This window comes from Mucilaginibacter sp., from assembly GCF_041663085.1.
Lineage (GTDB): Bacteria > Bacteroidota > Bacteroidia > Sphingobacteriales > Sphingobacteriaceae > Mucilaginibacter.
In genome coordinates, this window is record NZ_JBAZRC010000083.1 from 1 (window position 1) to 20,595 (window position 20,595).

17 protein-coding genes and 1 tRNA gene are annotated in these 20,595 nt (G+C 40.5%); 14 read left to right on the forward strand and 4 right to left on the reverse strand.

Annotated elements, in window-relative coordinates:
• Both WC615_RS14865 and WC615_RS14870 read left to right on the forward strand, forming a co-directional pair.
• Nucleotides 1–227, forward strand: a 227-nt coding sequence (locus WC615_RS14865) for a hypothetical protein (protein WP_372978872.1), incomplete at its 5' end; no start/stop codon positions are given.
• Between the two features lie 3 nt (nucleotides 228–230).
• Nucleotides 231–656, forward strand: coding sequence for an L-rhamnose mutarotase (locus tag WC615_RS14870; RefSeq protein ID WP_372978873.1), 426 nt, complete (start codon nucleotides 231–233; stop codon nucleotides 654–656).
• Nucleotides 657–710: 54 nt separating this feature from the next.
• Here WC615_RS14870 and WC615_RS14875 read toward each other — a convergent pair whose 3' ends face one another.
• Entirely contained in the window at nucleotides 711–2,138 is a 1,428-nt protein-coding gene (locus WC615_RS14875) for an ATP-dependent RecD-like DNA helicase (protein ID WP_372978874.1), read from the reverse strand.
• A 957-nt stretch (nucleotides 2,139–3,095) separates the two neighbouring features.
• On the opposite strand from WC615_RS14875, the gene WC615_RS14880 reads away from it, so the two are divergent.
• From WC615_RS14880 to coaD, 4 genes are all read left to right on the forward strand, one after another.
• Nucleotides 3,096–3,908: a DUF3822 family protein gene (locus WC615_RS14880; protein ID WP_372978875.1), complete on the forward strand. Its 813-nt coding sequence runs from the start codon at nucleotides 3,096–3,098 to the stop codon at nucleotides 3,906–3,908.
• Nucleotides 3,884–4,417 (forward strand): 16S rRNA (guanine(966)-N(2))-methyltransferase RsmD, encoded by a 534-nt coding sequence (gene rsmD, locus WC615_RS14885; RefSeq protein WP_191174575.1) that lies wholly within the window; start codon nucleotides 3,884–3,886, stop codon nucleotides 4,415–4,417. The genes WC615_RS14880 and rsmD overlap by 25 nt, the downstream gene beginning before the upstream one ends.
• 18 nt (nucleotides 4,418–4,435) lie before the next feature.
• A complete protein-coding gene (gene nudK, locus WC615_RS14890) occupies nucleotides 4,436–5,017 on the forward strand; it encodes a GDP-mannose pyrophosphatase NudK (protein WP_372978876.1) in 582 nt (193 codons plus the stop codon).
• Between the two features lie 388 nt (nucleotides 5,018–5,405).
• Nucleotides 5,406–5,867, forward strand: a complete 462-nt coding sequence (gene coaD / locus WC615_RS14895; protein WP_372978877.1) for a pantetheine-phosphate adenylyltransferase — start codon at nucleotides 5,406–5,408, stop codon at nucleotides 5,865–5,867.
• Here the strand turns inward: coaD and WC615_RS14900 are convergent.
• The gene (locus WC615_RS14900; RefSeq protein WP_372978878.1) at nucleotides 5,836–6,423 is read right to left on the reverse strand and encodes an NUDIX hydrolase; all 588 of its coding nucleotides are present in this window, start codon (nucleotides 6,421–6,423) and stop codon (nucleotides 5,836–5,838) included. The genes coaD and WC615_RS14900 overlap by 32 nt on opposite strands.
• Before the next feature lie 49 nt (nucleotides 6,424–6,472).
• On the opposite strand from WC615_RS14900, the gene pyrE reads away from it, so the two are divergent.
• From pyrE to WC615_RS14930, 6 genes are all read left to right on the forward strand, one after another.
• Nucleotides 6,473–7,114, forward strand: a complete 642-nt coding sequence (pyrE, locus tag WC615_RS14905; protein WP_372978879.1) for an orotate phosphoribosyltransferase — start codon at nucleotides 6,473–6,475, stop codon at nucleotides 7,112–7,114.
• A 7-nt stretch (nucleotides 7,115–7,121) separates the two neighbouring features.
• Complete coding sequence (locus WC615_RS14910) at nucleotides 7,122–7,517, forward strand: SRPBCC family protein (RefSeq protein WP_372978880.1); 396 nt, start codon at nucleotides 7,122–7,124, stop codon at nucleotides 7,515–7,517.
• Between the two features lie 368 nt (nucleotides 7,518–7,885).
• Entirely contained in the window at nucleotides 7,886–9,514 is a 1,629-nt protein-coding gene (locus WC615_RS14915; RefSeq protein ID WP_372978881.1) for an ABC-F family ATP-binding cassette domain-containing protein, read from the forward strand.
• 30 nt (nucleotides 9,515–9,544) lie between these two features.
• On the forward strand, nucleotides 9,545–10,363 hold the full coding sequence (locus WC615_RS14920) for a carboxypeptidase-like regulatory domain-containing protein (RefSeq protein WP_372978882.1): 819 nt from the start codon (nucleotides 9,545–9,547) through the stop codon (nucleotides 10,361–10,363).
• A 428-nt stretch (nucleotides 10,364–10,791) separates the two neighbouring features.
• Nucleotides 10,792–10,864, forward strand: a tRNA-Lys gene (locus WC615_RS14925).
• A 566-nt stretch (nucleotides 10,865–11,430) separates the two neighbouring features.
• Entirely contained in the window at nucleotides 11,431–12,393 is a 963-nt protein-coding gene (locus WC615_RS14930) for a polysaccharide deacetylase family protein (RefSeq protein WP_372978883.1), read from the forward strand.
• Between the two features lie 80 nt (nucleotides 12,394–12,473).
• Here WC615_RS14930 and WC615_RS14935 read toward each other — a convergent pair whose 3' ends face one another.
• Together WC615_RS14935 and WC615_RS14940 are read right to left on the reverse strand one after the other, a co-directional pair.
• Nucleotides 12,474–14,690, reverse strand: coding sequence for a histidine kinase dimerization/phosphoacceptor domain -containing protein (locus WC615_RS14935; RefSeq protein ID WP_372978884.1), 2,217 nt, complete (start codon nucleotides 14,688–14,690; stop codon nucleotides 12,474–12,476).
• 180 nt (nucleotides 14,691–14,870) lie between these two features.
• Nucleotides 14,871–16,565, reverse strand: a complete 1,695-nt coding sequence (locus tag WC615_RS14940) for a S1C family serine protease (RefSeq protein WP_372978885.1) — start codon at nucleotides 16,563–16,565, stop codon at nucleotides 14,871–14,873.
• Between the two features lie 278 nt (nucleotides 16,566–16,843).
• Between WC615_RS14940 and WC615_RS14945 the strand changes: the two genes are divergently transcribed.
• Entirely contained in the window at nucleotides 16,844–18,640 is a 1,797-nt protein-coding gene (locus WC615_RS14945; RefSeq protein ID WP_372978886.1) for a class I mannose-6-phosphate isomerase, read from the forward strand.
• A 14-nt stretch (nucleotides 18,641–18,654) separates the two neighbouring features.
• The coding region (locus WC615_RS14950; protein WP_372978887.1) for a hypothetical protein at nucleotides 18,655–20,595 on the forward strand (1,941 nt) is incomplete at its 3' end.

Below are 20,595 nucleotides of genomic sequence, written 5' to 3' on the forward strand. Positions count from 1 at the left end.
TGTATATCCATTTGTTTAATACAACTGGCAACACAATTACCATACCGGCGATGCCAAATTTTAGGGTTAACAAAGCCAGCCTGTTTAATGGTGTAGCGGTACGCTTTAAGCAAACAGATGCGGGTATCCAATTAACAGTGCCCGGTACTATGCCTGATGAAAATGATAGCGTTATCATTTTAGAAATTAACGGGAATGCAGAAACCATCCCTGTTATAAAAACTTAGTTTATGAAAGCTTTTGTAATTACCCTAACAGCGTTTTGCTCACTCGCGTTTGTATATATAGCCAAACCAGGCAGCGAGCCTGTACACGCCATTAAACGTTATGCCGGCATTACCGGGCTAAAGCCCGATAAAGTACAGGAATACAAAAGTCTACACGCACACGCCTGGCCTGCTGTTTTAAAAAAAATAACGGAGTGCAACATCCGTAACTACTCCATCTACCTGAAACAAATAAACGGCAAGCCTTACCTGTTTAGTTACTTTGAATATACCGGTGATGATTTTAACGCCGATATGAAAAAAATGGCTGCCGACCCCACCACTCAACAATGGTGGAAACAAACCGACCCTACGCAGATCCCCCTGCCGGATGCACAGGCCAAAGGCCAGATCTGGAGCAGTATGGAAGAAGTGTTTCATACTAATTGAAACCATCCTTTGTTTGTCCGTCGCGGCAGGGGGCATTCGAATACATGAATACACCTATTCCTCTTCGCTCCCGCCAACAAAAAACTTCTTGTTAAAATTAACCAGGTAAAGCTCGTTGGTAGCGCGGGTACAGGCGGTATAAAACCAGCGTAAAAAATCGGTGTTTACCATTTCGTCTGTCAGGTATCCCTGGTCAACAAAAACGGTTTCCCACTGGCCGCCCTGGGCTTTGTGGCAGGTAATAGCATAGGCAAACTTTACCTGTAAGGCGTTGTAATATGGGTTCAACTTTAGTTCGTTATGCTTGGCGCGCTTGTTGGGGATATGGTCATAATCCTTCATGGCTTCCAGGTAAAAGCGCTTCTGGTCTATCGGTTGCAGTGCGGGCGCTTCGCTATACAGCGTATCCAGTAATATCTTGCAATCCAGCACCGGGTCTTCCACGTAATCGGTAAACTCCAGCTGCACATCGGCAAACCTAAAACCGTACATTTCCTCAATACGGCGCACCTTTTTTACACGGGCAATATCGCCATTGGCAATAAAGCCGGTGCTGCCCTCCTCCTGGCCATCCAGCCAAAAGTAATTGTTCTTCACCACCATCAGCTGGTCGCCGCCGGTTAGTTCCTCCTCGCGCATCAGTATGCGCCCGCGGATCTGCCGGTTATACAAATTAGCATTTTTGTTACTGCGGCAAATGATCAGCGTACCATCATGCCCGTATTTACTATAGGCATAATTGAGCCCTTCTTCCAGCATATCGCTGCCCATGCGGTAAACATCCCTGTAACCTTTTGTCACAATTTGCGGCATCACCTCTTTGCCTTCGCGGATAATATTGCGCACGTTGGTTACATTATACAATATACCCGAATCCTTTTGCTGCCTCAGTACATCCGTTAGCTCGTAGCTGTAAACGGTGAGGCCATAATCAGCCTTCATCAGTTTTTCATCAAGCGCGGGGCTGTCATCGGCACCTACGGGGGGTAACTGGGCGGTATCGCCAACCAGCAGCAGCTTGCAGTTTTTGGTGTTATAAACGTAGGTCACCAGGTCGTGCAGCAGGGTATCTCGGTTGTTGCCGCTCAGGGTGTCAGATATCATGGATGCCTCATCAACTATAAAAAGCGTGTTGGAGTTCATGTTCTCGGCAATGGCGAACGATTCATCCACGTTCAGGGCCGATTTTTTACGATAGATGCGTTTGTGAATGGTAAACGCCTTACGGCCGCTGTAGTTGGTTATTACCTTAGCTGCCCTGCCCGTTGGGGCCAACAGTACCGATTTAAAGTTGTACATAGGCAGCGCTTTCACCAGTGCCCCCACAATGGTGGTTTTGCCGGTGCCTGCGTAACCTTTCAGTATAAAGCAATCATCTTCTTCGCCGCTGGTTAAAAAGGCGTGCAGCTTACCAAACAGCTCCTGTTGCTGCGGCGTAGGCTGGTGCGGAAAACTCTTGCTGATATCGTTTAATACTGACACAGCACAAAAATGGGGATAAGTACGCGAAATAGATAACCGGCACGGGTTAATTATTTTCATTAATGATTTTATACCGCCCGGTAATTTACTCACCCCGACTACGCTACGCTGGTCGCCCCTCTCTGCTGCGCAAAGAGGGTGAAGAAAAAAGATTTTTGCCGTTGTCACCAACAATATTGAGGACGGTTTTGAATAGCGACGCTTTATGCATGGCGGCTGTTGGTGACAACACCAACAAGTGCGAAACCGTTAACAGGTTTTGGATGATGATTTACATGCGCAGGGACTTTCTTGAAACGACAAAAAAAGAGTAGCAGGTGCTTAATATTACCCTTTAATTAAATTAACTAAATATATTATAATAATAAAAAACATATATTCTTTTTAGTTGTAAAAGCATGGTATTTGTTTAAACATCCAACTTACATGCAACTACAAAAGGCTATTATTGAATCCATTAGATCTTTGAGTGTTGGTACTATAGCACAAAACATCGGTATTTACTCCATTGTATTTATTTTGTTATATATCATCATAGTACAGCATAAAGTAATTGAAGAGCGTAAACATTAAAAATAGATTGTGCATAGCCGATAAGGCGATTTAAAAGAGCGATTTTCCGCCTTTGTGGTATTATCATCAACATCTTTTAAAGAGGTTTTGAATAGCAAAGCCTTTATGCATGGCGGCTTGTTGGTGACAACACGATAGGTGTTAGGAAGATTCGAAATGCCACCGCAATTTACTCACCCGGTCTTTGCTACGCTCGACCACCCTCTCTTCGCTGCGCGCAAAGAGGGTTTTGCTTTTCTTCTCACCCTCTTTGCGTAGCAGAGAGGGCCGACAAGCGAAGCGATGTCGGGGTGAGTAAATTGCCGGGCATCAATAAAGGCAAAGTATTTGTGATAAGTATGTTAATTTACTAATCAGGAAAAAATATTACTTTTGTTAACCTGCATGAGCGAGAACAGACACCATTACACCAGCGACGAACTAAGCCTGACCCAGGCCCACAGCTATACCCTGTTGTTACAGGTTGATGCTAACACCTTTAATTATGCCGTACTATCCGGCAAACAGCTTTTAGCATGGGGCGAAAATTATTCGCCTGATGAGCTGCGCGACCCGCAGCAACTACTTGATATTTTAACCGCCAATTACCAACAAGTGATTATCGGTTTAGCCAGCACGGGCTTCACCTTATTACCCCAAAGCCTTTTTGACAGCAACCGTATTGCCGACTTTGCCCGCCTGCTTGATGTAAGTAATACCGAGAAAGTAAATGCAGAAGCTTTAGACAGCCAAAACATCATTATTTATAAGGTTGACGAAATGTTAACCTATGCGGTAAAAGACCTTGACAACCAAAACACCATTTTTACTGATGCCGGATGGATAAAGGCCATAGCTGCCGATTACCCTTTAAGTAATAATGTTTATTTAAATATTGGTAACGATGTGGTATCGGTAGTGAATTTCACTAACAGTAAACTACGCTTTTACAATAACTTCAGCTTTAAAAACCACGAAGAGCTTGCCTATTTCAGCGCCCTGGTAACCACCGAGCTGGAAATTAAGCCGGAGGATGCAAAGCTGATCATCAGCGGCGATATCAATAACAGCGACAGGTACTTTACATACCTGAAAGACTTTTTTGGTGATGTACAGCTGAACAACATCCGCCTGCTTACCCTTCCTGACAGGGTTGCCCCTCATAAAATACTTAGCCTTTCTGCTTTATCGCTATGCGCATCATCGGAGGAAAACTAAAGGGCTTAAGGCTTAACCCGCCAAAAAACTTACCCGTTAGGCCTACTACCGATCTTGCTAAGGAGGCCCTGTTCAACATCCTGCAAAACCAGATTGAGTTTGAGGACATCAAAGTGCTTGACCTGTTTAGCGGTACCGGCAACATAGCCATGGAGTTTGCATCGCGCGGAGCGGAAAAAGTTACGGGGGTTGACCGCGCCATACAATGTGTACATTACCTTAAAGATGCATCACGCCAGCACGGGTTAACCCAGATAGAGGTTTTTAAAGCCGACGTTTTTAAATACCTTGACCTGGAAACCGAGCAATACGACCTGATATTTGCCGACCCACCCTACGACCTGAACAAGATACCCGAGATACCCAAAATTGTATTTGAGAAAAACCTGCTTTTAGAAGGCGGCATGCTGATAGTAGAGCATCAAAGCATGCAAAACCTGAGCAACCACCCTGCTTTTGTAGAGCAGCGCAAATACGGGCACTCGTCGTTCTCGTTCTTTAAAGCATAACTAACCTATCCTCTCGTTATGAGTGAAAACATCCGCAACCTGCAAACCACTGTCCTATCCGACAACTGGTACACGCTTAGAAAAGTAACCTATGAACTATTAGCACGCGATGGCAAATGGCAGGCGCAATCTCGCGAGGCTTACGACCGTGGTAACGGCGCAACTATACTATTATACAACAAGGCAAACAAAACGGTGATACTTACCCGCCAGTTTAGGATGCCAACCTATTTAAACGGCAATGCTGATGGCTACCTGATTGAAACCTGCGCCGGGCTGCTGGATAAAGATAACCCCGAAGACTGCATCCGTAAGGAAACGGAGGAAGAAACTGGTTATAAGATAACATCGGTACAAAAAGCATTTGAGGCGTATATGTCGCCGGGTTCGGTTACCGAGATATTGTACTTTTTTACAGCCGAATACACCAATGAAATGAAGGTAAGCGATGGCGGCGGCCTGGAAGAAGAAACAGAGCACATTGAAGTGCTGGAGCTGCCATTTACTAAAGCTTTAGAGATGGTAAAAAGCGGTGAGATAAAAGATGCCAAAACCATGATGCTGCTGCAATACGCGCAGATAAATGGGTTGGTGAGGTAAGTAAACTATACCGTCGCCCGGCTCCAGCCGAGTGACCACTATTATAAGGCCTCCGGCCGCCTGGATTACTGCGGCAAGATGCCGCCTAATATTTATCACCCGGCTGGAGCCGGGCGATTGCATGCTTTATAATCAAATAATCCCTCTGCTACCGCAAGCGTCCCGCTTGTGGGTTTAGGGCGGTAATGAATAAGCTAAGCTTTATATAGCGCGATGCAATCAGTTTACCAGGCATGCGGCCACAAGCGGGACGCTTGCGGTAGCGCCTTCATGACGGATGGTTGAGCCTATCGAGAGATTGCTTCGTACCTCCAATGACGCGCGGCTTTTAGCTAAAAGTTAATCAAATAATCCTTACTTTTGAACAAGCAATAACATCATCATCAGTATGAAAATAGCCCTTTTCCCCGGCTCCTTTGACCCGGTTACCAAAGCCCACGTTGATATTGTAAAACGCAGTGTTGCCTTGTTTGATAAGGTTTACATTGGCATTGGGGTAAACAGCACCAAGCAGGGCCTGCTTAGCGTTAGCAAACGCGAGGATATGCTGAGGGCGGTTTTTGCACATGATGAGCGCATCCATATTATTGCTTACGAGGGCCTTACGGTCAATTTTTGTAAAAGCATTGGTGCCGATTATATGATCCGCGGTATCCGCACCGTATCAGATTTTGAGTACGAAAAGGCCATAGCCCAGATGAACCATGCCCTTGAGCCCGAAATTGAAAGCATCTTTATTGTAAGCAAGCCGGGGTACTCCTCCATCAGCTCCAGCATCGTGCGCGAGATAATCAGGTACAATGGCGACGTTGCCCAGTTTATTCCGAAGGAAGCATTGCCGTATCTGTAATCAGCTCTTCTTTCTCCAGCACATCAATAATGGATGGGAATGTATTGTTAACAATGGTTGGCACTTCTTCGTCCTTAAACCAGCGTACATCGGTTATGCCTTCCTCTAACTGGGGTACCAGCTTAGCGTTGCCTTTATAGCGCATTTTAAACCAATACGTTTTCTTGAGTACTACTTCGCCTTTGTAGATATAGGTATGGTAGGTTTTGCAGATCCCATATTCCAGCTTACCCACCTTTATGCCACACTCCTCCTGAACCTCGCGCACAGCGGCAATTTTGGTTTTCTCTTTCTTTTCTATTTTACCTTTGGGCAGGTCCCACTTATCATTACGGTAAATAAACAGGTGGTCGCCGTTCTGGTTGGTTACCAAGCCACCGGCCGCTTCTATCAGCATGTTGTTTTTGATCACCTTTTTTAAGAATGCCTTGGCGTCATCGCAAAGCACATAAAATAATTTACCCGGCTGTTTATCAACCCAGTGGTAAACAATTTTCAAATCAAAGTGCTCAGCATCAATCTTTTGATAATGTTCTGCAAATTTGGGTGATTTCACGGTTAGTAAAACCACTTTTTCGTTAATATAAATTCTGTATTTTTGAGCCATGTTAACTAATAGTGAGACCGAGCAGCAAGTAGCCGAATTTCTGCTGCAAATTAAAGCAATAAAACTACAACCTACTAATCCTTTTACATGGGCATCCGGATGGAAATCTCCCATCTATTGCGATAACCGGATTACGCTATCGCACCCTACTATCCGTACTTACATCAGGCAGCAGCTTACATCAGCCATACAAGAAAAATTTGGCTCGGTTGGCTGTATAGCAGGTGTAGCTACAGCAGGCATACCACAGGGCGCTTTGGTAGCGCAGGAAATGGGCTTACCTTTTATATATGTACGCGCTAAAGCAAAAGAACACGGAACAGGCAGCCTTATTGAGGGCGAGATCTCTCCGGGCCAGCGTGTGGTAGTTATTGAAGACCTGATATCAACAGGTAAAAGCAGCTTACAGGCTGTTCAGGCATTGCGCGATGCGGGTTATACCGTTGCAGGCCTTGCCGCTATATTTAGCTATGGCTTTGATATAGCCGAAGAAAACTTTAAAGAGGCAAAATGCCCTTTCATTACCTTATCTAACTATAACGCTTTATTAAAATACGCCGAAGAGCACCAGTATATATCTGCTGCCGATACGGATGTATTAAAACAATGGCGTACACAACCCTCAACCTGGGGACAATAATATGAGTATGAGCGTTTTTGAAAGCAAGGTAACGGTTAACAAACCGGAAGCACAGGTGTACGCGTTTTTAGCGGACATGAACAACCATAGGCAGCTGATGCCGGATAACATTGTGGATTGGACATCAACCACTGATGTGGCAAGTTTTAATATCCAAAACATCACCAAACTTTCATTAAAGATAGAGGAACGGGTGGCCGATACGCTGGTAAGAATAATACCTGCAGAAAAACCACCGTTTGATATGGAACTGAAATGGGAACTGAGCGAAGTTGACGGGGCTACCCAGGCTGCGTTTACCATTACCGCCAGCCTTAATATGATGATGAAGATGCTTGCATCGGGGCCGCTACAAAAGCTTGTCGACGAGGAAACAACTAACTTAGCATCGAGGCTAAGTTAGTTGAACCTCATTTTCCGGGGGCTTAAGATCTTTTTACTTTAAGGTGTTGCACCACTACCAGTGCATTCACAATAAAAAGACTCGTTACTACAATAGTCATAAAAATTAATTAGGGGGTTTTTGACTCTGTTACGGATACTATAATTCAATAGTTATTCCAAAACCTAATTTATGCATTAATTGCATCATTAGCCAACATTTTTGTTACAATATTTTTTTATTACATTAAATAGCGTAGAAGGTGCTCCTCAATCGGTCAGCATAGTGTAGATTAATATGCCTGCTTCATCATTCATCAACCTAATTTAGCCCACGGTTAAAATAAATTAACTATTTACCGTATTTTTGCGCAAAATATAAGTTCACGCATGATCACGGTATCAAATTTATCTTTACGCTACGGCAAACGCACACTTTTTGAAGATGTTAACCTTAAATTTAGCCAGGGCAATTGCTATGGTATAATTGGGGCAAACGGCGCAGGCAAATCAACCTTCATGAAAATCCTTTCGGGCGAGATCGATCCTACAAGCGGGTCGGTTAGTTTTACCCCGGGCGAGCGTATGGCTGTTTTAAGCCAAAACCACTACGCTTTTGATGAATTTACTGTAATTGAAACCGTTATGATGGGCTACAAAGAAATGTACGCCGTTATGAAGGAGAAAGATGCCATCTATTTAAAAGAAGATTTTAGCGATGCTGATGGCGAACGCGCCGGCGAGCTGGAAAACCTTTTTGCTGAAATGGATGGCTGGAATGCCGAAAGCAATGCAGCTACCCTATTGAGTAACTTAGGCATTAAAGAAGAATTTCACTATAAACTGGTTAAAGACCTTGATAACACCCAAAAAGTACGCGTGTTATTAGCACAGGCCCTTTTTGGTAAACCCGATATTTTGTTACTGGATGAGCCTACCAACGACCTGGACATCCACACCATTACCTGGCTGGAAGATTTCCTGGCATCATACGAAGCTATTGTACTTGTAGTATCGCACGACAGGCACTTCCTGGATACCGTGTGTACGCATGTGGTGGATATTGATTTCGCCAAGATGACCATCTATACCGGTAACTACACCTTCTGGTACGAATCGAGCCAGTTGGCCCTGAAACAGCGCAGCGATCAAAACAAAAAGACCGAAGACCGCGTGAAAGAACTACAGGAGTTCATCCGCAGGTTTAGCGCGAATGCTTCAAAATCCAAACAGGCAACCAGTCGTAAAAAGGCTTTGGATAAGATCAACCTCGACGAGATCCAGCCATCAAACCGTAAATACCCGGGAATTATATTTAACAACCAGGGCCGCGAAATTGGTGACCAGGTACTGCAAACCGAAAAACTTACTAAAAAGCTTAACGGCGAGGTGCTGTTTGCCAACATTAACCTGATGGTAAACAAGGGCGATAAAATTGCTGTGCTATCACAAAACAGTTTGGCAACATCTGCCTTCTACGAAATTTTAACCGGCCGCGATAAAGATTTTACCGGCAGCTTTAAATGGGGTGTAACCGTTAACCTGGCCGATATCCCTATTGATAACGCCGAATACTTTAAAGGTAAAGACGACAACCTTATCGATTGGCTGCGCGAATATTCGGCAGGCGAAAAAGATGATCAGTTCATCCGTGGCTTTTTAGGCCGTATGCTGTTTAGCGGCGAGGAAGTATTAAAGAAAAGCAACGTACTATCGGGTGGCGAAAAAATGCGCTGTATGTTTAGCCGTATGATGCTGCAATCGGCCAATATGCTTTTGCTTGATGAGCCTACCAACCACCTCGACCTGGAATCTATTACGGCGTTAAACAACGGCATGAAGGACTTTAGGGGGAACATCATCTTCACCTCACGAGATCATGAACTGGTAGAAACCGTAGCCAACCGTATCATCGAGATAACACCCGGCGGTATCATTGATAAGTTAATGACCTACGACGAATACATCAACAGCGACGTAGTACAGAAACAACGCGAAGAATTGTACGCTATGGCGTAACTAATGGGGCAACAAACACGTCTTACCTATATGAAACGCATCCTGTTTGTTGCCCTTTTTATATTTCCCTCTTTATTAGCCAACGCCCAAACTTTTGAAGGCCTGGTTAAAGATGCCAAAACCAACCAGCCCCTGCCCTATGTAAACGTGGGCATAATTGGCAAAAGCGTAGGTACTGTTACCGATAGCGCGGGCCGTTATAAGTTAAACCTTGCCAACCACGATGCCGACAGCTTAAAGCTATCCATGATAGGCTACATAGCACAAACCTACCGGGTATCGGCGTTTGTTAGCGATGCCCATAAAACTATTTTACTACAGCCCTCTGTTACTCAGTTAAAAGAGGTTAAGGTTAACAACCGTAAATGGAAAGAAGGTGTACTGGGCAATACTTCACAATCAGACGACAGCAACGCGGGGTTTCGTGATAACAGGTTGGGTTACGAGATAGGCACCGTAATTAAGATAAAGAAATCGCCAACCTATCTTAAAAAATTCAACGTACATATCTCTAACGTCTCAACGTACCCGGTAAGACTTCGCCTTAATTTTTACAGTTTAAAGAAAGGCATGCCCGATAAGTTGCTGCAAAACCAAAATATTTATGTAGATGTGCTGGCGGGGCAAAAGGATATCCATGTTAACCTTGAGCCTTATAACATTTTTGTAGACGATAACTTTTTTGCCAGCCTGGAGTGGATAGAGAACGGCAAGGGCCGCGGCCTGATGTTTACGGCATATTTAAGCCTATTTGGCAGCGGCGCGGTTATCTCGCGCGAAACAAGCCAGGCCAATTGGGAAAAGGTTGGTATTGCCGGTATTGCGTTTAACGTACTGGCCGAATATTAACCACCCCTATTTCCCGGCGATAGCGATCCTGAATTTGTTATGATACACCACATGCCCGTTGGCTTGCGTATACGGCACTATTGCCTGCGATACGGTGGCATATACCTTATCAAACCCGCTATGCGCTATTGCCTTTGCAACCGGGCTGGTGCCAGCAGGCCTTTAATAGCAGTTTCGGCGCTTGCATAACCCCATACGGAGGCAACGTCCTCTACCTGTAAAAGTTTAAAGCCAACCTTTTCCAGTAATATGCTGTTGATAAAATGTAACGCGGTAAATGTATCAAAGCATTGTTAGATAAGCAACAAGCGACGGTATATAAAACCTTATTGAGGGGTTCTATAGTTATTCAATGCATAAAATAGAAAAACATTAGCAGTTACAGCGATAGATTGTATATTTGCATCCCGGTAAAAAATGCCGGCAATGACTTGGTAGCTCAGCTGGTAGAGCAACTGACTCTTAATCAGTGGGTCGAGGGTTCGAACCCCTCCCAGGTCACCTTAGACCGCAAATCAGTTTTAACAACTGTTTTGCGGTCTTTTTTTTGTTCAAAAATAGCCTTCACACTATCAAAAACGCAGATTGCTTCATTTAGCTATTGTTATAGACATTAACCTCAGGACCAATACTGAATTTCAATAAAATACAATGAAAGTGGCTTTAAAATCAGAAATGAAAGATTTACTGAATATAATATTGTTCACCTACAACGTAATATCGTTGAGAGATAAGAATTTCAACGAGATATAGTGATATTGGAATCACCCCACTTCATTAACTTACTGAATTTCAATGTATTTTAATATTGGTTCCGCATTTGACTGTAGATTTCGAATACGTTTAACAATCGTTAAAAATTGGACTTAGAAAAGAATCACTACCACCAATCATCCATATGTGTTTTGAACAAAGTGCTGGCATCTGTACAAATCGGTTGGCTTACAAAGACACTTGCCGAATATTTTTTGAAGACAATGTTAAATAAAATGAAAGCTGGCTTTGCGAGAATTTCAGAAAAAAATAATCTATTAAAGTGAAAACAAAACCTTATTTAAAATTATAGCATGAGCACACGTAAAAATTTCTTAAAAACCGCTTCCGTGTTAGGCGCGAGTACATTACTTTTTCCAAAAACGGTATTTTCACAACCTAAAGTATCCAATGCTATTCAGCCTGAACGATCCAAATGGAGCGATGGCACCAGGTTAGTGATTTCAGTTTCAATGCAGTTTGAAGCTGGCGGTGAACCTGAAATAGGTTTTGATAGTCCTTTTCCGGCTAATCTCGAAAAAGGCTACAAAGATTTACCTGCAAAAACGTGGTTCACATATGGATACAAGGAAGGTATTTCTCGCATGTTGGATCTTTGGGATAAACACAATGTAAAAGTTACCAGTCATATTATAGGCGGAGCAGCAAAGAAAAGTCCAGATTTAGCACGAGAGATTGTAAAACGTGGCCATGAACTATCCGGTCATGGTTTGTATTGGACGCCTGAATACAATATGGGGTATGATGATGAAAAAAAATTCATCCAGGATAGCGTCGATTTAATTAAAAGTATTACTGGTCAAACCACCGTAGGGTATAACTGCAATTGGCTGAGAAGAAGTCCAAATACAATAAAGATTTTGCAGGAATTAGGTTTCTTATACCATATAGATGATCTTAGCCGTGATGAACCTTTCCTTATACCGGTTGATGGTAAAAAGTTTGTCGTCGTTCCTTATACATTGAGGTGTAATGATATACTATTATTGGAAGGGCGAAATTTTACCTCTACCCAATTTTTAGAAACTCTAAAGCTTGAATTTGATCAACTTTATAAAGAAGGTGCTACAAAAAGAAGGATGATGTCTTTTAGCGCTCATGATAGAATAAGCGGTACGCCAACACAAGTAAATGTAATGGATCAATTTATAACTTATGCTTTACAGCATCCAGGAGTAAAATTTATGAGAAAGGATGAGATTGCTCGAATGACAATTAACGATAGGACATCTTTAATTGACTCCGATTATCGTTGATTTAGATAGTGTTATATTAAATGCAAATTCTTGCCCACTTATCGGAGAGAATTTGCATTTAAGCTAAATCTACTATACTCTTATGATTGCAGTTTAAAATTAATTTCAATTTCAAGTCCATTATTGGAGGCAACAATCAATTTGCCACCTATTTGTTTACTCAAGCCTCTCATCAAATTAAAACCCATTGAATTTGTTTTTTGCAGATCAAAATTTGAAGGAAGGCCGCGTCCATTATCGCATACCATTAATGAATAACAGTTAGGTGATATGCATTTCAACGCAATTCTTATAAGACCCATTTCATCTGTTTGGAAAGCATATTTTATTGAGTTAGTAACTGCCTCATTTAAAATTAACCCTACGGGAACTGCTATATTAACTTCAAGTTCAATTAGGTCAACTTCCTTTTCAAATTTGATTTGACCTCGCAAATCAAAGCAATCTTGTAAATATCCAACCATTTCATCAATGTAATCGGACATATTTACCGTCATGACATTTTCGGACTGGTAAAGTTTCTGATGAATTAAAGCAACAGAATTCATTCGTTGTTCGCTATTCCGTATTGCAGATAATGCATCTTTATTGCTTATAAATGATGATTGACGCTGTAACAGTCCCATAACGATCTGTAAGTTATTTTTCACACGGTGATGAATTTCTTTAATAAGCCATTCCTTTTCTTTCAACAACTCATCTTTTTCAAAAACAATAAGGTTAAGGGATGTATTTTTTTTGTCGATCTCATTAGCGTTTCGTTGATTGATGCGATAACTATTGTATAACAAACCAAGTAAAATTAAAAGCACACCCGATCCACCTAAAATAAATTTCTGATTGATGTTAGCCTGTTCCAGTTGTTCCTTCTGCAACCGGCCGTTCTTCGTTAATAATTTGATGTTGCTTTCCTTTTTATCTGTTTCATATTGAAGTTGGAGTTCAGCAATATCTCTGCTTTTGGATTCATTCGAAATAGAATCTCGGAACCTTGTATATTTCATAAAATGCTCTAAAGCACCATGAGCATCATTATTTGCCGAGTCGATCTTGAAACGAAGCAACTCAAATCTTTTCATTTCAAATAAATCACTGCTCGCACCAATATTTTCAGCACTTATACGAGCATCGCTCAAACGATTATGTGAAAGATAAAAATTACTGAGATCTTCGTAAGCCAACCCGATAACTGCATTGTACTGTAAGGACTTTAAATCTGCAATTACTTGTAAATATCTGCGCTCTGCAATATCAACTTTCCCTGAAGCGTCATCGCAATATGCTTGATTTTGCATATTAAACACCTTGCCCAACGGACTTTGCGGCTTATGTTGTTTTTGGGTTTTAATTAGTTCATTTATTGCAGCGTCTGTTTTTCCGAGTTTAATGTAATTCTTTATAATAAAACCAGATGTTCTAAACAGAAATTCTTCTTCAATTGCTGTCTTATTACGAAGTTCTAGTGTTTTCTTATAATAAAAAATGCACTTTTCAGATTCGCCAAGTGCGTCATATAATACTGCCAACTCGCCGTAATAAAAATCCGGTTCACTAATCTCCCTGAATTTTTCAACGTCTTTTACACTAGCCAGGCAATATTTCAATGCGCGTTTGTAATCACCGATACTCTGATAATAGACGGCTAAGAAAACCTTTGCCTGATCAAGGTTGATATTTTTATTATTGAACTTTGCTACAATGGCCAAGGCCTCTTTCTCTCCGCGCGCAGGATTATTTAAAAGAAAGTACTCCTGTGCGATATGATACCTGATTACCGCTTCGTTACCAGCGGTTGGATGTTTATAGAATAAGGCCAAACTTCTCTGATAAGAATCCATACCAAGGTTGTGCACCCCCTTTCGGTCAGCCGCTTCACCAAAACCTATCCACGATTTGATTGCTAAGTTAAAATAACGGGAATCTAAAAAATATTTTTCCGTCTGTTTCTGGCATTTTTGAGCATTTGTTGTGTCGCCTGATTGAATATATGAAAGGCCGAGGTATTTAATGCTTTGATATTTCAACGAATCGTTGTGTATTTTTTTACTAATGTTAATCGCCTCATTAATCGCACGGATTGCGCTGTCCAGATAATATTTATTTTGTGAGATCAGATATTGTCCAGCATAATACTTTCGAAGTTGTTGAAACAGCCGAATTTTTGTAGAATCTATTTTTTCAGCTTCGATGGCTAGTTTTAATTTGTGACCATCCATAGGATATGTCGTCTGCCCGGCTGCTGATATAGCCATCCAAAATTGCAGGCAGATAACCAATGTCACAAGCTTAATCCTCATAGGATTAAATGACCCCTTGTTATCGGCATCATAATGATTATTTAGCCGGCTTTTTAAAAATAAACATATTCGCGACCTCATATCATAAAGAATATATGACGAAAGATACCAAATCAAAAAATAAATTCGCAATGGTTATCAAAATCGTATTTGTTTCCGGTATTTCTAGTGCTTTAAAAACTATTTTACAGTTACAGAAATAAACCTGAGTATAATGTTTCTCGGTATAGCTAATGTGGTTGTTCGACTAAAGCGTGCGATGTTAATTCCCACGAAACTTCCCTTATAATCAAAAAGCGGACTCCCTGCTTCGTTTGATTTAATATTACAATCATATGCAAATACTTGCTCAAATCCATCCCTACGCGCACTTTTACCTCCAGCGAAGTGATCGGCTGGATGATCGCTTATGTGCGTGGGCCATGCCCCCAGGATTACCTTGAACTTTAATTTTTGTCCACTTCTCAATAGCTCAAAATTGGTGGCATCTCCCGGCCAATACGTAATTAATTTTGAGCCGAAATCTTCCGGATTATCCATAGCCTGTCCGTCAATTGCAGTTATGATGTCGCCTTGTTTTATGCCTGCTATAAATGCCGGTGAAAAATCTACGACATTGGTTACATAAAAAGGCTTTTGATTAGCATTGATAAATGCGCCGAGAAAGGCAAGGCTTGATTTTTTTGGTGAAGTGAATATAGTAGAACCGGCGATTCCTGATATTACTTTTTGTTTGCCATTGACACAAAATAATGGCTTACCGGTAAAAAGTGTATCCTGTAAGTTATCTGATAAATCCTCCCATTTTAACGAGTCTGAAAAATGTCCCTTAATGCCCAATAAAACAAGGTCAAATTTTTTGTTCCTAGAAATAACTTTGGCTACAATTCTTTTCCCATCTCTAAATAAAACTATTGCATCCTCTCCTACTTCTGAATTTTTGGATATGACATAGGCGGCATAGATATGCTTTATTCTCTTATTTGGCTGAAATACTGAGCCTAGTATTTGCCGCTTAATCCCCTTAACAATGCTTGTAATAATTACAGTTGTTTGATTAGCCTTATTAACAGCTTTAGAATTTATGTTTATTTCATGCCCCTTTTGTATATGGTCTGTTTCAATAATTTTTAAGCCATCGGTATTTCCTATAGAAGATGGAAACGCATTATAGGTAATAATCTCGTTTAAAGCAGACCAGTATTGCCGGTAAAGATTAACAGGAACATCAAAATTGACATTTTCATCTAACTCAATTGCACTATGCAGGCCGATGACGTTTCCATCAAAATCAAATAACGGACCTCCAGAATCTCCTGGTTCCATTTTACATGTCGACCGAATCATATTCTGTTCGGTAGCAGTGCTAGTTATTACTCCATATCTAACAGTTGGAAAATTCTGTGATAATGTTTCCGGATATGAAATACCAATGCAAGGTTGATTTACCTTTAGTTTATCGCTATTGCCCATTTTAGCAAATGGCCAATCACCCCTAGTTATTATTTTCATTAACGAAACATCAGGAAGGTTTGGAGATTCAGTTAAAATTATGTTTCCTAACGCTTTTGCAATAGCTTGGTTCCCGTCGGGGAAATTTACCTTGTAAATTTTTCCTGGAATTGTGGTATGTGCAACAGTCAAGATGTAACCGTCCTTTGTAACTACGACTCCACTAAACTGCGGCCCAGCTTGCTGGTTAGCAATCGTATCATATGCAAATAATTTAATGCAGGATGGATAAGCTTTGTTAATTGCAAAGGTGATCTGATCTGAAGTTGTCGATTTTGGAACAACTTTACTTTGACTAACTGCTATTTTAACTTGAAAAAGCGTTGCAAATAATATTAGAATAATGTGAACTCTTTTTTTCATGTAGAAATTAACCAGTTGAATTTTTGAGTCATGGTTGATGATTTACCAAGACAATAATATCTTTTAACTATTAATTATTATGTACAAACATAAAAAAAATTCATATTCAATTTTTATTATGTATAATTTTTATTTCACTCCAAGTTCCATTACATGCAGAGTAGTGATATTTTTTATAAATTAACTTTTTCTTGCAATAATTACCACTTTTTATAAAAATTTCTATTAAAAAATTTTCAGGTTTGTTTTTTTTAAATAAAATAATATGTTTGTACATTATGATTGATAAAATTTTGGAAATTGATGACATAAGGCAATCTGAACAGTTTTTGATGCCCTCATCATATCAAAACAATAATTCGAACCGGTACGAAATATATCCTTCTTTTAACATCGAAAGTCGCATTCACTCTGGTTATACGTCTCTTGTCGAAAGGTTGCTTACAAATTCAACGACAATTGTTTTTGACGGGTATATCGGTGTTAACTGGTCGTTTGTTAAACGGCAGACAGAAATTGCCTTTCAAAAAGAAGGTAAAACCATTAATTGGATTTCAATAGATGATTATTTAAAAGAAGATCAGATCATTGAGAATCTTGTTTCACCTTACCTTGGCGGCGATGATCCGCTTTTTGGAAAAATCTATCCCGGAGAATTAAGCGATTTTTATGAGTTAGATAGGATATCAGAGTTAAAAATCGCTCCGAACAGTATCAATATAATATTTGGTTCAGGCGCGGCATTGGCCGGAGAAGAATTCCCGATTGTATACTTTGATTTGCCAAAAAATGAATTGCAGTTTCGGTCCCGAGCCGGATCAGTGAAAAATTTGGGCAAAAGCCTTCCGGAAGATCCCAAAAAACAATATAAAAGATTTTATTTTATTGACTGGGTCGTTTTAAACAAACATAAACATCGCATTTTTCATCGGATTGATTTTATGGTCGATGAACAGCGTCCCGATGATATTAACTGGCTAACCGGGAAAGATTTAAGAATAGAGTTAGCTAATATGTCCAGCAATGCTTTTAGAGCAAGGCCGTGGTTTGAACCGGGAATATGGGGTGGTCAATGGATTAAAAATAATATTGACGGCTTAAACAAAACTGTTAAGAATTACGCATGGTCTTTCGAACTGATAGCCCCTGAAAATGGTATTGTTCTTGAAAACAATAATCTATTAATGGAGGTGTCGATAGATTGTCTTTTATACTTTGATAACAAAGCTATACTTGGTAAAGCCGCAAAACGTTTTGGACATAAATTCCCAATAAGATTCGACTTTCTGGATACAATAGACGGTGGCAATCTATCTTTGCAGTGCCACCCTTCTGTAGCATACACCAAAGAACATTTTGGAGAAGATTTTACTCAGGATGAAACTTATTATATTTTAGAATCTGAACCCGGTGCCGAAGTCTATCTGGGATTTCAGGAGAACATTGATAAAAACACTTTTCGAAATGCGTTACAATCTAGTTTCGACGAAAATAGCACCGTTGACGTCAAAAAATATATACAATACTTTCCGGCAAGTAAGCATGATTTGTTCTTGATCCCAAACGGAACTGTTCATTGCTCAGGACGAGGTAATCTGGTTCTCGAAATAAGTGCAACTCCTTACATTTTTACATTTAAAATGTATGACTGGCTTCGACCTGACCTTAATGGATTACCACGGCCATTGAACATTAACCGCGCTTTTGAAAACCTTGATTTTACCAGAAAGGGTCAGGTAGTAAATGATACCTTAATTTCTACATCAAAAGTATTAAAAGAGGGTACCCAATGGAGGATAATGGAACTTTCTACTCATCAAGAACACTTTTACGCAATTCATCGCCTAGAATTTCAGACCTGCATTAATGATAATACTAATGACCAATGCCTTGTGATGAGCCTGGTGGAGGGAGAAAGTATTACCGTGGTCACCGGAGGGCGCCGCATGCAGTTTAATTACGCTGAAACCTTTATTATTCCTGCTAATGCGGGAAGTTTCTTAATTGAAAACAATGGAGATTCAATTGCAAAAGTTATAAAGGCTTTTGTAAAGGATTCAAGTTGCTTATTGTAATGAAAATTTAAAAAATGAAAAAACCACTATTTTTATCTTTAAGTCTCTTATTGACTATCACTTGCTTTGCTTCCAAGTTGCCGGTTGATACGCTGTTCACCTCGCTAACCGTGCAACCAACTGTAGCCTTTATAAAATATAAGGGAGAGACAAGGCGTATGGCCAGATTGCTTTTTAATGAGGGTAAATGTTTTTCGGGCGGAAAACTTGAAATTAATTTCAATAACTTTTCAGAAAACATTAGCATACCTGCCAGCAAATCGGGAATCACTGAATTGGAAATTCCGTTTCCCGGGAATGTCATAAAATCACCAGCACAAATTACAGTGATTTTAAATAGCCAGGGACAAAAATATATCGCCAGGGCAATTGCCTATCCATGTAAAGAAAATTGGAAAATTTACATCCTACCCCATTCTCACGTAGACATCGGTTATACCAATGTTCAGCCAAAAGTACTTAAATTACACATGGACAATATTGATGCAGCTATAGATCTTGCCGAAAAAACACAAAATTATCCTGAAGCCGCACGTTATAAATGGACAACTGAAGCTATTTGGGTAGTTGATAATTATTTAAAATTGTCATCCCCCGCCAAACAAGAACGATTTTGGAACGCAGTAAAAAAGGGTTGGATAAGCCTTGACGGCGCATATGGTAACATTAATACCAGCCTTACCGACAGCAGGCAGTTGATGCAAATGTTTGCTGAATCACAGCGCATGGCCAGAGCGCACGCAATCGAAATACACACCATGTTTCAGGGAGATGTACCCGGGGCATCGTGGGGCTTGGCTGCCCAGGCAGAACAAACAGGAATCAGATATTTTCTATCCGGCCCAAATGCGTCAGACAGAATTGGCAACTTGGCACAATGGCAGGATAAACCATTTTATTGGTTATCTCCATCGGGAAAACAAAAACTCTTATTTTGGCAATGCCCTCCATACTCCATTGGTTATGGGTTAAAGGGTGCCAAAATTCCAAATTTCTTTTCAATCGATGATCCAAAACCTTTTTATACAGGTAAACCATCGGATAACTTTTTGAATCCTTATCTATTCAGTCATCTGGCGCAATTAGAACAAAGAAATTTCCCATATGACATGTCGATCTTAACCTGGGCGATGAGCGATAATGCGCCTATAGATCCTGAACTTCCGGACGCAGTTAAAGCTTGGAATGAACATTTTGTATCACCGAAACTAGTTATTACCTCAGTGAAACAATTTTTTGATGACTTTGAACATAAATATTCGAAAGAAATCCCAACTTATTCGGGCGATTACACAGAATACTGGACAGATGGAGTATCGTCAGGAGCTCGTGAAACCGCTAAAAACAGAAATTCATCAGAAGTATTAAAACAAGCTGACGCCATATGGGCGATTCGAAAACTTCCAAATTATCCATATGCGGATTTTAATGAAAGTTGGAAGAACATGCTTTTGTTTAATGAGCATACCTGGGGAGCATATAACAGCACAGACGAACCAGATAATGATAAGGTACGAAGCCAATGGAAATATAAACAGGCATTCGCATTAAATGCGGAAAGAAAAACAGATTCATTATTAAAAGTAGCACTTGTCCCTTCAAATCCTAAAGAAGGATTTATCGACGTATACAATACTAATTCATGGGTGAGAACTGATGTTGTCATAGTTCCGGCTGGGTTAAGTAAAGCTGGAGATCTCGTAAAAGATAACACAGGAAAAAAGGTCCCTTCCCAAAGGTTATCGAATGGAGAATTGGCTTTTATAGCCTATAACGTTCCGGAATTTGGCAAAAGCACTTTTAGCATCTCTAAAGGGCGTGCTTTTAATGACAGCAAAGGAGTTATAACTAATAAAATGATTAATAATGGATTATATACGGTTGTGCTCAATTCTAAAACCGGTGACATAACGAAACTCATCAAAGATGGAAGGAATTATGTAAGTGATACAACA

Coding starts and splice junctions, on each gene's coding strand:
- WC615_RS14870 (WP_372978873.1), top strand. CDS start 231: ATGAAAGCTTTTGTAATTACCCTAACAGCGTTTTGCTCACTCGCGTTT.
- WC615_RS14880 (WP_372978875.1), top strand. CDS start 3,096: ATGAGCGAGAACAGACACCATTACACCAGCGACGAACTAAGCCTGACC.
- rsmD (WP_191174575.1), top strand. CDS start 3,884: ATGCGCATCATCGGAGGAAAACTAAAGGGCTTAAGGCTTAACCCGCCA.
- nudK (WP_372978876.1), top strand. CDS start 4,436: ATGAGTGAAAACATCCGCAACCTGCAAACCACTGTCCTATCCGACAAC.
- coaD (WP_372978877.1), top strand. CDS start 5,406: ATGAAAATAGCCCTTTTCCCCGGCTCCTTTGACCCGGTTACCAAAGCC.
- pyrE (WP_372978879.1), top strand. CDS start 6,473: ATGTTAACTAATAGTGAGACCGAGCAGCAAGTAGCCGAATTTCTGCTG.
- WC615_RS14910 (WP_372978880.1), top strand. CDS start 7,122: ATGAGCGTTTTTGAAAGCAAGGTAACGGTTAACAAACCGGAAGCACAG.
- WC615_RS14915 (WP_372978881.1), top strand. CDS start 7,886: ATGATCACGGTATCAAATTTATCTTTACGCTACGGCAAACGCACACTT.
- WC615_RS14920 (WP_372978882.1), top strand. CDS start 9,545: ATGAAACGCATCCTGTTTGTTGCCCTTTTTATATTTCCCTCTTTATTA.
- WC615_RS14930 (WP_372978883.1), top strand. CDS start 11,431: ATGAGCACACGTAAAAATTTCTTAAAAACCGCTTCCGTGTTAGGCGCG.
- WC615_RS14935 (WP_372978884.1), bottom strand. CDS start 14,690: ATGAGGATTAAGCTTGTGACATTGGTTATCTGCCTGCAATTTTGGATG.
- WC615_RS14940 (WP_372978885.1), bottom strand. CDS start 16,565: ATGAAAAAAAGAGTTCACATTATTCTAATATTATTTGCAACGCTTTTT.
- WC615_RS14945 (WP_372978886.1), top strand. CDS start 16,844: ATGATTGATAAAATTTTGGAAATTGATGACATAAGGCAATCTGAACAG.